At 51.9% G+C, this 12,017-nt stretch carries 12 protein-coding genes and 4 tRNA genes; 10 read left to right on the plus strand and 6 right to left on the minus strand.

Annotated elements, in window-relative coordinates; translation table 11 throughout:
• The first annotated feature begins 2 nt into the window (after window positions 1–2).
• Window positions 3–2,576, plus strand: coding sequence for an alpha-glucan family phosphorylase (gene glgP / locus M3089_RS09385; protein WP_249083652.1), 2,574 nt, complete (start codon window positions 3–5; stop codon window positions 2,574–2,576).
• Between the two features lie 392 nt (window positions 2,577–2,968).
• Here the strand turns inward: glgP and M3089_RS09390 are convergent, their stop codons facing one another.
• The 5 genes from M3089_RS09390 to rplU all read right to left on the minus strand — a co-directional run bounded on the left by M3089_RS09390 (window position 2,969) and on the right by rplU (window position 6,198).
• Window positions 2,969–3,601, minus strand: a complete 633-nt coding sequence (locus M3089_RS09390; RefSeq protein ID WP_249083657.1) for a DUF4369 domain-containing protein — start codon at window positions 3,599–3,601, stop codon at window positions 2,969–2,971.
• Window positions 3,602–3,612: 11 nt separating this feature from the next.
• The gene (locus tag M3089_RS09395) at window positions 3,613–4,551 is read right to left on the minus strand and encodes a ribose-phosphate pyrophosphokinase (RefSeq protein ID WP_205111457.1); all 939 of its coding nucleotides are present in this window, start codon (window positions 4,549–4,551) and stop codon (window positions 3,613–3,615) included.
• 30 nt (window positions 4,552–4,581) lie between these two features.
• Window positions 4,582–5,190: a thiamine phosphate synthase gene (locus M3089_RS09400; protein WP_205111459.1), complete on the minus strand. Its 609-nt coding sequence runs from the start codon at window positions 5,188–5,190 to the stop codon at window positions 4,582–4,584.
• A 405-nt stretch (window positions 5,191–5,595) separates the two neighbouring features.
• A complete protein-coding gene (gene rpmA, locus M3089_RS09405) occupies window positions 5,596–5,859 on the minus strand; it encodes a 50S ribosomal protein L27 (RefSeq protein WP_205111461.1) in 264 nt (87 codons plus the stop codon).
• A gap of 21 nt (window positions 5,860–5,880) precedes the next feature.
• Window positions 5,881–6,198, minus strand: coding sequence for a 50S ribosomal protein L21 (rplU, locus tag M3089_RS09410; protein ID WP_205111463.1), 318 nt, complete (start codon window positions 6,196–6,198; stop codon window positions 5,881–5,883).
• An 862-nt stretch (window positions 6,199–7,060) separates the two neighbouring features.
• Between rplU and M3089_RS09415 the strand changes: the two genes are divergently transcribed.
• From M3089_RS09415 to M3089_RS09455, 9 genes are all read left to right on the plus strand, one after another.
• Window positions 7,061–7,582 (plus strand): methylated-DNA--[protein]-cysteine S-methyltransferase, encoded by a 522-nt coding sequence (locus M3089_RS09415; RefSeq protein WP_249083659.1) that lies wholly within the window; start codon window positions 7,061–7,063, stop codon window positions 7,580–7,582.
• A complete protein-coding gene (locus M3089_RS09420) occupies window positions 7,579–7,902 on the plus strand; it encodes an MGMT family protein (protein ID WP_249083661.1) in 324 nt (107 codons plus the stop codon). The genes M3089_RS09415 and M3089_RS09420 overlap by 4 nt, the downstream gene beginning before the upstream one ends.
• A 135-nt stretch (window positions 7,903–8,037) precedes the next feature.
• Window positions 8,038–9,201: a carboxynorspermidine decarboxylase gene (gene nspC / locus M3089_RS09425; protein ID WP_249083663.1), complete on the plus strand. Its 1,164-nt coding sequence runs from the start codon at window positions 8,038–8,040 to the stop codon at window positions 9,199–9,201.
• Window positions 9,202–9,304: 103 nt separating this feature from the next.
• Window positions 9,305–9,377: transfer RNA gene (locus M3089_RS09430), tRNA-Gly, on the plus strand.
• Window positions 9,378–9,425: 48 nt separating this feature from the next.
• Window positions 9,426–9,507 (plus strand) — tRNA-Leu (locus M3089_RS09435).
• A 19-nt stretch (window positions 9,508–9,526) separates the two neighbouring features.
• Window positions 9,527–9,613, plus strand: a tRNA-Leu gene (locus M3089_RS09440).
• A gap of 6 nt (window positions 9,614–9,619) precedes the next feature.
• Window positions 9,620–9,692 (plus strand) — tRNA-Gly (locus tag M3089_RS09445).
• 36 nt (window positions 9,693–9,728) lie between these two features.
• Entirely contained in the window at window positions 9,729–10,274 is a 546-nt protein-coding gene (locus M3089_RS09450) for a hypothetical protein (RefSeq protein ID WP_205111471.1), read from the plus strand.
• Between the two features lie 59 nt (window positions 10,275–10,333).
• The gene (locus M3089_RS09455; protein WP_205111473.1) at window positions 10,334–10,759 is read left to right on the plus strand and encodes a single-stranded DNA-binding protein; all 426 of its coding nucleotides are present in this window, start codon (window positions 10,334–10,336) and stop codon (window positions 10,757–10,759) included.
• A 117-nt stretch (window positions 10,760–10,876) separates the two neighbouring features.
• Here the strand turns inward: M3089_RS09455 and M3089_RS09460 are convergent, their stop codons facing one another.
• Entirely contained in the window at window positions 10,877–12,004 is a 1,128-nt protein-coding gene (locus tag M3089_RS09460; RefSeq protein ID WP_249083665.1) for a PepSY-associated TM helix domain-containing protein, read from the minus strand.
• Window positions 12,005–12,017: the final 13 nt, after the last annotated feature.

The following is a 12,017-nucleotide window of genomic DNA, read 5'->3' on the forward strand; positions in this document are numbered from 1 at the left end:
ATATGAAAATTAAAGCAGATTATGTTAACGTTCCTCAGTGGAAAGAGTTGAACGTTAGGTCAGGCATGCCTGAACAGCTTAAGTGTCTGGATGAGCTGGCCCACAACATGTGGTGGTCTTGGAACCATGAGGCACGGGATCTCTTCCGTGAGCTGTCACCCGAGCTGTACCGCGAGGTAGATCACAACCCCGTTCTTTTGCTTGAGCGGCTTAGCTATGAGCGCAAGGAAGAAATCGTAAAGGACAAGGCTCTCATGAAGAAGGTGAAGAACGTCTATGGGTTATTCCGCGATTACATGGACGTTAAGCCTAATCGCAAGCGTCCTTCGGTGGCATATTTTTCAATGGAATACGGCTTGAACCAGGTCTTGAAGATTTATTCTGGCGGCTTGGGCATGCTTGCCGGCGACTATCTTAAGGAGGCATCAGACAGCAATGTGGATATGTGTGCTGTCGGTTTCCTTTACCGTTATGGCTACTTTAAGCAGTCTCTGAGCATGGATGGGCAGCAGATCGCCAATTACGAGGCTCAGAACTTCAACCTCCTGCCCATCGAGCGCCAGCTTGACAGCGACGGCAACCCGCTCGTTGTTGACGTTCCGTATACTAATTATTTTGTTCATGCATATGTGTGGCGTGTCAATGTTGGGCGCATAAAGCTCTATCTTCTTGACACTGACAACGAGATGAACTCTGAATTTGACAAGCCTATCACTCACTCTTTGTACGGAGGTGATTGGGAAAACCGCCTTAAGCAGGAGATTCTCTTGGGCATTGGTGGTGTTCTCATGCTGAAGAAGCTTGGCATTAGCAAAGATATTTATCACTGCAACGAAGGTCATGCAGCGCTTTGCAACCTGCAGCGTCTGTGTGATTATGTTGAAAGCGGACTGTCGTTCAACCAGGCTATGGAGCTCGTGCGCGCGTCTTCATTGTATACTGTGCACACTCCGGTGCCCGCGGGCCACGACTACTTCGACGAAGGCTTGTTTGGAAAGTACATGGGTGGCTACCCCGCAAAGCTCGGAATATCATGGGATGAGCTTATCGGAATGGGCCGAAACAACCCCAATGACCATTCCGAGAAGTTCTGCATGTCGGTGTTTGCTTGCAACACATGCCAAGAAGTCAACGGAGTAAGCAAGCTGCACGGATGGGTAAGCCAGAAGATGTTCTCAAGCATCTGGAACGGTTATTATCCCGAAGAAAACCATGTAGGTTATGTAACCAATGGTGTTCACATGCCGACATGGGCCGCAACAGAATGGAGAAAGATTTATGCGAAGTATTTTGATGAGTCGTTCATGAGCGACCAGAGCAACCAAAGCATCTGGGAAGCCATATATAAAGTGCCCGATGATGAGATTTGGGACACCCGAATGGCTTTGAAGAAGAAGCTCGTCGATTACATCAGGATGCAGTTCTCTGAGAAATGGTTGCGCAATCAGGGCGACCCATCGCGTGTCGTATCATTGCTTGAGCGAATCAATCCTAATGCGTTGATCATCGGTTTCTGCCGTAGGTTCGCCACATACAAGCGCGCCCACTTGCTGTTTACAGACCTTGAGCGCCTTGAAAAGATAGTTAACAACCCAGAGCGTCCGGTTCAGTTCCTTTTCTCGGGGAAGGCACATCCCGCCGACGGTGCCGGTCAGGGACTGATAAAGCGGATTTACGAGATAAGCCAGCGCCCGGAGTTCCTTGGCAAGATAATATTCCTGGAGGACTACGACTATCAGTTGGCACGCCGCCTGGTAGCTGGCGTTGACATTTGGATGAACACCCCGACACGTCCGCTTGAGGCTTCTGGTACATCAGGAGAGAAGGCAGAGATGAACGGTGTTGTCAACCTGTCTGTGCTTGACGGCTGGTGGCTGGAAGGCTATCGTGAGGGAGCCGGATGGGCTTTGACCGAGAAGCGTACTTACCAGAACCAAAGCTATCAGGATCAGCTTGACGCAGCAACAATCTACAGCATGCTTGAGCGTGAGATCATACCGCTCTATTACGCCAAGAACGAGAAGGGCTACAGCGAGGGTTGGATCAAGGTCATCAAGAACTCAATTGCCCAGATTGCTCCTCATTACACTATGAAGCGCCAGCTCGACGATTATTATAGCAAGTTCTACGAGAAGGAAGCTGCCCGTTTCAAGATGCTTTCGGCAGACGACAACCGTGTTGCCAAGGAGATTGCACAGTGGAAAGAGGTCGTTGCAGAGCGTTGGGATGCCATCGAGGTTGTTTCATGCGAGTGGGACATACCTGCCAGTGGTGTAGAGACAGGCAAGGAATACACCATCAAGTATGTTCTCAACGAGCAGGGGCTTGATGATGCCATCGGCTTGGAGTTTGTGTCAGTCAAGAGCGACGACGACGGCGAGGAGCGCATATCCAGCATCATACCGCTCAAGGTTGTTTCGCACGAAGGCAACAATTACACATTTGAGGGTAAGTTGGAAGCAAATAGCGCCGGAACTTTCAAGGGTGCCATAAGGATGTATCCGAAGAACTCAAAGCTGCCGCACCGTCAGGATTTCTGCTATGTCAAGTGGTTCACCCTGCCAAACGACAAGTGATAGTGACCGGAAACTGAGTTCATGCCATTGAAGGCATGCGTCATCAAGGCGCAGAAGCATAGCCCATGCAGCATGCTTCTGCGCCTTTTGTTCTTATGCTGGCAGTGCCTTGCCTCAGTGATGGCCTTGCCGTGTCGGTTAAGTCTTGCAGCAGAGCCATGCATTTTGCGTTGCGGTTCACGGCCTGGCACATGTCACAGCAATGGTTGGTAAGTAAAGATAGGTGAATTGGTTTCTGCAAAACATCAAGGTTTACCATGCAAGGCCATACGTTGCCAGGCATCCTATTGACGCTTTGTCATTCCGTCGCCGGCAAGGCATTTCCAAAAAACAGACTTCATGGCTTGCCCACAAGTGCCGTCGACGTATTCAACTTCAACTGACCGTTATTGTCAGAACGTTTTTTCGCGCAATTCGCCGGGCATTTTTTGTTCCAGTTCATGTCTTTTATCCCGATTGATGAACCGGTTGTAATATGTCAATAAGAAAGCCCCAAACTCATTGTCGATGTTTTTCGTGGCCTTGCTGATAAGTATTTCTTCAAACATCTTGTTCAGCTCAGTTATAGAGTCCATAATCTCTTGGCGGGCTTGGTGGTCGGCTTTTGTGTCGTAGAGGCGCGATGCAAGCCTGTTTATGTCAAGCCCGATGCCAGCCGTCTCATCTACGAAGTCCTGCCATTTGTTGTTCATCGTTGTGCCCCCAACCTCCATTGTCAGAGGGCTGTCTGCCATGTAGAGCCTTATATTGCCGCCTTCCACAAAGAAAGGCAGCTGGGCTTCCCTGTCTTTTGTTGAGAAAACGATGCAGAAACGTGTAGAATCAGCCTTGCCGGCAAACTCAAACTTGCCGTCTTTCACCACTGCCGTGTCTACAGGCTGCCCTTCGCTGTCGGCCCTTGCCATTATCACCGTGTCGCCATCGACTAGCTTTTCTCCACTGCCGCTTATCTTGAAAGAGCCAGACTGACAAGCGGCAAGCATCATGCTTGCCGCCGTCAGTACAGTTATAGTGTCCTTGCGCATATTTCGCCTTGTTACACCAGGTATTGGCTGCTTATGCTTTCGTTGTTTATCACTCGCCTTATCGTTTCTGCAAACATGTCCGCAACCGATATTTGCTTTATTTTGGCGCAGCGGTTGGAGTAGGGTATCGAGTCGGTGAACACGATTTCTTCGAGTGATGAGTTCTGCACCCGCTCGCTGGCCGGACCGCTCATGACACAGTGCGAGGCACATGCCCTCACGGTGAGGGCTCCGGCTTCCTTCATTATGTCGGCAGCCTTTGTAATTGTTCCGGCCGTGTCCACCATGTCGTCGATGATTATGACGTTCTTTCCTTTGACGTCTCCTATTATCTGCATGCTTTCCACCACGTTGGCCCTGGCGCGTGTCTTGTTGCAGAGCACCAGCGGGCAGCCGAAGTATTTGGCGTAAGTGTTGGCACGCTTTGAGCCGCCGACATCAGGCGAAGCTATCACCATGTCCTTCAGTTTCAGGCTTTGCAGGTAGGGCAGTAGTACCCCAGAAGCATACAGGTGGTCTACCGGCACGTTGAAGAATCCTTGTATCTGGTCAGCGTGCAGGTCCATGGTGATGAGCCTGTCTATGCCGGCCACGCTGAGCAGGTCGGCAATGAGCTTTGCTCCTATGCTCACCCTCGGTTTGTCCTTGCGGTCTTGCCGTGCCCATCCGAAGTAGGGTATTACGGCGTTGATGGTCCTGGCCGATGCCCGTTTTGCGGCGTCTATCATCAGCAGCAGCTCCATCAGGTTGTCTGAGTTGGGGAATGTGCTCTGTACCAGGAACACATCGCGACCACGGATGGACTCTTCGTATGAGACAGCAAATTCTCCGTCAGAGAACTTCGTTATGAGGAGCTGCCCCAGCGGGCAATCCAAACTTTTGCAGATTTTTTCTGCGAGGTATCTCGTATTGGTACCCGAGAAGACCATGTAAGAGTTTTGTTCGCTCATTTTATTGTTGTTTGTTTATGTAATGTGCTTTCAGTTTGTGGCTTTGCGGAGCCTTTCAAAATGGAGTATGAGTTCCTTGTAGTCGAGCTGGTTGTGGATGTCAAAGCGGTTCCACAGGTCGCCGCACACAACAACCCCGCCGAATCCCAGTTCCCGGGCCGTGCGTATGTTTTCTATGTTCATCCCGCCCAGCGCATACACCTTCTTGTCTATCAGTCCGTGGCTGGCGGCGTCTTCCAGTTGCTCAATGGTGAACGAAGCTTTCTCGTTGCCGTTGGTAAGGCTGTCGAACACATTCTTCAGGAACACATAGTTCGACTTTTTCTTCGCGTCCTTCAGTTCGTCCAGCGTGTGGCACGTGCGGCTCACATGTCCTTTGTATCCGTTTGGCGGCAGACTGGTGGCGTCGTCTATGTGTATGCCTTTAAGTCCGTATTCGTCTTTTAGGTAGAAGTGGCCGTGAACGGTTATCTTGTTATAGTAGTCTTCGTGCAGCAGGGTCAGCAGCCTTTCCGAGTACATCGGTGCGGCTCCCGGCTTGTAAAGATGCAGGTTGTCAAGGCCCTCGTCGAAGAGTGATGAGAGTATCTTGTCTTCCTCCACGAAGAACGTGGGCTTGGTCATTATTATGAGTTTCATTGTCTGCCTTTTCTCTCTTCTTGTGCAGTGTGGTTTGTGCCGTCAGCATGGCGCTTTGGCGTCGGTTGCGCCCGGCGTCGGCATATTCTCTGCAAAAGTAGCAATTTTATAGGAATAATGCAATTTAACCGTGGCAAAAGTTTCTGCTTTTGGTCTAAATCTTTGTCGAGGATTGTTTTTGTGGCATGGTATTAAATGAAGAAGCGGTTTGTTGGCAAATTCTATTTGTTTTCGGGCGGCATGGTGGCAGGTTGCTTCCGTGCCGGCCGGCTGTCGGTGTTGCCGTCGCGGCGTGCTGCTGTTTGCCGTTGCGGCAAGTGTCATTAAAGGCAGGCTCCCGCGGCTCTCTGATGAGTGCCGCGGGAGTCTGTTGTTTGTTTGGAATAAGTTGTTGTTTGGTTTTTATTATGCCTCGCCCTCAGGTATTACGGATACGAAGCTCTTGTTTTTCCGGCCTTTCTTGAAGTTGACGATGCCGTCGGTCAGGGCGTAGAGTGTGTCGTCTTTGCCGATGCCTACGTTCTTGCCGGGATTGTGCTTTGTGCCACGCTGGCGAACTATGATGTTGCCTGCTATCACTTTCTGGCCACCCCAGATTTTCACTCCGAGTCGTTGTGAAGCTGACTCGCGACCGTTCTTGGAACTACCAACACCTTTTTTATGTGCCATTTTCTTGTTTCCTCCTTTGGTTTAAGCGATTACTTCCTTAATTCTGATTTCGGTGAACTGTGCGCGGTGGCCGTTCTTCTTGCGGTAGTCCTTGCGCCTTTTCATCTTGAACACGATGACCTTGTCACCCTTTACGAGCGGGGTGATTACCTCGCACACTACTTTTGCGCCGTCCACGGTGGGTGCGCCTACTTCCACGCTGCCGTCTTTGTCTACAAGCAGCACCTTCTCAAACTCAACAGCCTGACCCGCTTCCGAGTTCTTGATGTGGTGAACAAAGAGCTTCTTGCCCTGCTCAGCCTTGAACTGTTGACCGTTAATTTCTACGATTGCGTACATTATTTATTATGTTAAACGGTTTTTTCCGCAAGGCGGAATGGCCTCATGCCATCACTTTCTCAAGCCTCCACGGACTAAATCGGCCGCAAAGTTACTGCTTTTTTGTGAATAATGGGGCGTATGGCTTATGGAATGAATTCGTGGTTAACCTTAATTAACTAAAAATGTCGAGGCAAAAAATAAAGCGACGATCCTCACAGACAATCGCTCTATATCTTATAGGTATTAGCCGTTTTAAGGTAAAAAGATTGTTTTCAGGATAACGAGTGCAAATATACGAATTAATTTTGGCAACACCAAAAGTTTTTATTGCGTTTTTTCAATAAAATTTGTTGTGTGGGCACACGGCGGTTTCACGCTGTTTGATTGTGGCTGTCGTTCCTTTTGCCATGCCTTTTTTGCTCTGTTGTGGCTTGTTTGTTGTGTCATTCGGTCGTTATGGATCCTCCGGGGTGTTTTAGGGGGTGCTTTTCGTCTTGGCGTATGGCTTTCCCACCTGTGCCATCAGGGAGTTTGTTTGGCTTGCCTGCTATGGCGCTTGCCAACTGTCTGTGTATCAGCGTGTTGGCAATACGGCCCATTTGGCGTTGCAAAACGGCATGTTTTGCAGTCTGAAACGGCCTGTACTGAGAGGCGATATGGGCCGTATTGCTATTGCGGTTTGCCGGTTGCAGCCGGGCAGTGGTGTGTGGGCTTTGTGCAATGCGCTTGGTTTCAGCGCCGGCTGTGCGCTGTGTGTGCCACTTTTCTCACTGATGTGTTGCCTGTGTGGCCGAAAAGATGTATATTTGCGTGCGCTGTTTCCCCAAGGGTCTTGGCGCTCTGTGCGTTTGTGTTTAATGTAAATTATGCAATAATAATAATGTCTACATCGAGTAATATTGCGATTGTGAGTTACCAATCGCCCTGCGGCAAACTTTTGCTCGGGGCTTTTGACGGTCGCCTGTGCCTTTGCGCGTGGGCCCGTGAGCTGCATCCCGGGCGTGCGCAGGCCAGTTTGGAGCGTCGCTTGGGTGTCGGTGCCTGTGAAATGGCTTCGCCGGTGACAACCGAGGCGGCCTTGCAGCTCGACGAGTATTTTGCAGGCAACCGCGTTGCCTTTACCGTGCCATTGATGCTGGTGGGCACCGAGTTCCAGCAAGAGGTGTGGCGGCAGTTGATGTCGGTGCCCTATGGGCATACCGTGTCTTACGGGCGCCTGGCCCAACTTCTGGGCCGCTCCGGTGCAAGCAGGGCGGTCGCAAACGCCAACGGGGCCAATCCTGTTTCCATTTTCGTTCCATGCCACAGGGTGGTGGGGGCCGACGGCTCGCTCACCGGTTATGCCGGAGGCATCGACGCGAAACGCTTTCTGCTCGGGGTTGAGGGGAGTGCGAGCCGATGAAGCCCGATGCTTGCGAGTTCAGGCGTGCGGTGTGCGAAGTGGTGGCGGCCATCCCTGCCGGCATGGTGGCCACGTATGGTCAGGTGGCTTGTCTTGCCGGTTGGCCCAGCCATGCCCGCATGGTGGGCCGGGTGCTCAGCTGTGTCGGGGCGGGCGAGGGCATACCTTGCCACAGGGTGGTCGGCGCTTCGGGCCGTACGGCTCCGTGCTGGCCCGGCCAGGCTGCTGCGCTCAGGGCCGAAGGTGTGGCTTTTCGGGCCAACGGCCATGTCGACATGAAGCGTTGCCAGTGGGACACCTCGACCCTGCTGCCTTTATGAGCGTTCCGCCCTGGGCAGTATGCCCGTCATTCATTTGTTTTTCACGCGGATTTTGCGTATCTTTGCGGCGGCTTTCCTGCGGCAACAAACTTGGCAGGGCAAGCCGGAAGTTAAACCATTGCAGCAAAATAAATCATGAAAGTTGACGCAACAACGTTTGAAGGTATGCATACACCTATTTATATATTAGAGGAAACGCTGTTGAGGCGTAACCTCCAGTTGATATCCGATGTGGCCAGGCGGGCCGATGCCGAGATTATACTGGCATTTAAGGCATACGCCTTGTGGAAGACGTTCCCCGTGTTCAGGGAATACATACACTCTACCACTGCGAGCTCATTGAGCGAGGCCAGGCTTGCCTTCGATGAGTTCGGGGCGCCGGCGCACACGTTCTCGCCGGCGTATACCGACGCCGAGATCGACGAGATAGCCCGGTGCTCCAGTCACATCACGTTTAATTCGCTGACACAGTATGCCAGATATTCGTCTCGCGTGCGCGATGTAAACCCACAGCTCTCGCTTGGGCTGCGCATAAACCCGGGCTACTCGGAGGTCGGCACAATGCTTTACAATCCGTGTGCGCCCGGAACCCGCTTCGGCATATCGCCCGACAAGCTCCCCGAACGGCTTCCCGAGGGGGTTGAAGGCTTTCATTGCCATTGCCATTGCGAGAGCGGGGCAGACGTGTTTGCGCGTACATTGGTGCATATCGAGGATAAGTTTTCAAAGTGGTTCCCTCAGTTGAAGTGGATAAACTTTGGCGGCGGGCATCTCATGACGCGCGAGGGGTACGACACAGACCTGCTTGTCGATACCATCAGGGGATTCCATTCTCGTTACCCCAACCTGGATGTCATACTTGAGCCGGGCAGCGCTTTCGCATGGCGTACGGGCAGCCTGGTGTCACATGTGGTTGACGTGGTGGAAGACCAAGGCATAAAAACGGCCATACTAGACGTTAGCTTTACATGCCACATGCCCGATTGCCTGGAGATGCCATACCATCCCGAGGTGAGGGGGGCGCAGCTGTTGCCGCTTGAGGCGGCCTGCGAGCCTTGCACATACAGGCTTGGGGGCAACAGCTGCCTGGCCGGCGACTTTATGGGGGCGTGGCGTTTTCAGAAGCCGCTCGCCGTGGGCGATACCGTGGTTTTTGAAGACATGCTCCATTATACCACCGTCAAGACCACGATGTTCAACGGTATTTCGCATCCTGCAATAGGCTTCCTGCATGCAGACGGAAATCTCGAAATTATGCGCTCTTTTGGGTATGAAGACTACAAAAAACGCATGAATTGAAAAAAAACGAGAAAAAAGTTGCCGAAAATTTTGCAGGTTTCAAAAAAAGTCGTACCTTTGCACCGCGTTAAGAGAAACGCTCCTTACAAAAGGAAGTGCAAAAGCGGAAATAGCTCAGTTGGTAGAGCACGACCTTGCCAAGGTCGGGGTCGCGGGTTCGAGTCCCGTTTTCCGCTCGACATTATGTACAAAAGAGTTTTTGAGCACGGGATGCTCAAGCAAATGCCCAGGTGGCGGAATTGGTAGACGCGCACGTTTCAGGTGCGTGTGCCGCGAGGCGTGCAGGTTCGAGTCCTGTTCTGGGCACTCTTTTTTCTTGTTTGATGGAGAGGTGGCGGAATTGGTAGACGCGCTACTTTGAGGGGGTAGTGTTAATTGCGACGTGGGAGTTCGAGTCTCCTCCTCTTCACCATTTTTCGCGGAAATAGCTCAGTTGGTAGAGCACGACCTTGCCAAGGTCGGGGTCGCGGGTTCGAGTCCCGTTTTCCGCTCTTCTTTTATTTTACTCAGAAAAACAACATTACCAAATGAATTTGTACTTAAGATATTTCGATAGGGAGATTTTAGTCCATAATGTAGATGATGCCATCGACTTCTTGGCAAGTATTGATGAAATTGGCATGAATCCCATGTTGGAGGAAGATATCCGTGAGTACGCAGCGAGTGATGTGTATTACCCAAAGCGTTACAAGATACGTCCACGTGTATATTTCATTATAATCAAGACCGAGGCAGCTACCATGCTCGACTTCAAGGAGAAGCGTGCGTTGCACAGCGTTTCGCCTGCCAACGACCGCGAGAAGATAGTGTCACCGGTAATAGCCCACCTCAACGAGGAACTTCCGGGGTGGTATGAGGGCGTGATTGATTTCAAACGCGTGCTTCAGGTGCCCGGCACCGGCAAGTTCCAGTACCGCGATACGCATTTTGTTGCCCAATGCAAGGCCGTCTCGGGCATGGATTGCTACAACCGTATAGTCGAGCATCTGCGCCAGCGTGTAGACAGTCGCAGCCAGTTTCCGTCGGCAAAAGGCAAGAATTTCAAGTTCCGCTACTTGGGGCAATGCAAGTAATGCTTCATTGACTCTGTGTGCTTGTTGAGTTTTCTTGTTCATCCTGATTCGGTTTTGTCATGAATAAGGTGATGCTTATTGGTAATGTGGGCAGGGAACCTGAAGTAAGGTACGTTGACCAAGGGGTGGCCGTGGCCAGGCTTACGATGGCTACGACCGAGCGCGGCTACGTGCTCCAGAACGGAACACAGGTGCCAGAGCGCACAGACTGGCATAATGTTGTTTTGTGGAGGCGGCTTGCCGAGATTGTAGAGAAGTATGTACACAAGGGCGACAAGCTCTATGTTGAGGGGCGCATACGGTATACCACGTATAACGACAAGCACGGTGTAAAGCACAATGTGACCGAGGTTTGGGCCGAGAACATAGAGTTGCTGAGCGTCAGGCCTCGCCCCGCGGCAAGCGATGGGGGCGCTGCAGCCCGGCCGTCGCAGCCCGATGGTGGCTCCGTTACGGCCGAGGATAGCCAGAACCCGCCGTTTTGAAGGTTGCCGCATGGGGCGGTAAAGATATGAAAAAGACATTGGCAAGTCTTCGCTTCCGCTCGGTAAGCAGGCTTTGCCAATGTCTTTGTTTTTTAGGTATGGCGCCGTTGCGGGCTTTCAGCTGTTTTTCTTTCGTCTGGCCATCATCCGTTTTATCCACAGATAGTAGCCTGTCAGGGGCAATATAGCGCCAATCAAAGCCATGATGAAATAGATAACCTTTGTTGTCGGGCCACCCCACGCTCCGGTGTGGAAGGCATAAAACCATCCTTTTAACTTGGCCTCGCGCGGAGTTTCGCCCCAAGTCGTTATGCTTTCCACGAGTCCGTCCTTGGTGTTGAACGTCAGTTTGTCCACGTGCCTGAGGTATCCTTCGCCGTTCTTGCTCACCTGTGCGGTGCCATTGGCAATCGTTATCGACGAGTAGTCGCCCGAGTATAGGGCCGCAATGTTGCGTGCCGCCTTGTCCCATGCGGTGTAGTCGGCTTGGGGGTTGCCGGCCTTCGTTTTGCCAGTCTTGCCGTTGTTGTCGGCCCGAGCGTGGCTTTGCTTTTGCGTGTCGGCCCCAAACATGCCGTAGACGGCCGTCCTGTACCATCCGAACGACCATGTGAGGCCTGTCAAAGCCATGACGAGCAAGACCAGGGTAGAGTAGAATCCCAGCGCCACATGGCTGTCATACCATAGCCGTCGCCACCCTTTGGTGCAGGAAACCCGCAGCCGGTGCTTCAATGCTTTCCTGTTTTTGGGCCACCATACGACCAACCCCGACAGTAGGATGATGGCCATGGCCAGAGTTGAAACCCCGACAATGGTCTTGCCGGAAGTCTTGTCGCCTTTCTTAGGCGGCACGTCCATGAGCCAACGGTGCAGCTGTCGCACGGTCTGGAAGAACGGATGGCTTTCCGGCCACCCCAATACTTCGCCGGTGTATTGGTTTACACAGAGCGAGCGCTTGCGTAAGTTGCTGAAAGTTACTTGGTAAGAGCGGTCTTTTTCAGCCGGAATGATGATGCTGGCAATGCTCAGCGAGTCGTCTACCTGTTCGCTTACGCGGTGCGCTATGGTTGCAATGTCGAGCGCCCTTGCGTTTTCTGGAGGCTCAATCTCGTAGAGATGGCTGTTTATCGCATCATTGATTTCACGCTCAAAAACCAAGGCTGCCCCCGTCAGGCAGATTATAGAGATAATCAGCCCGAAGGGGACAGAGAGCCAAAGGTGTATTTTTCTGAATGTCTTTTTCATTGTGCAGGCCTTG

The sequence above is a fragment of the Marseilla massiliensis genome (assembly GCF_023336985.1).
Lineage (GTDB): Bacteria > Bacteroidota > Bacteroidia > Bacteroidales > Bacteroidaceae > Prevotella > Prevotella intestinigallinarum.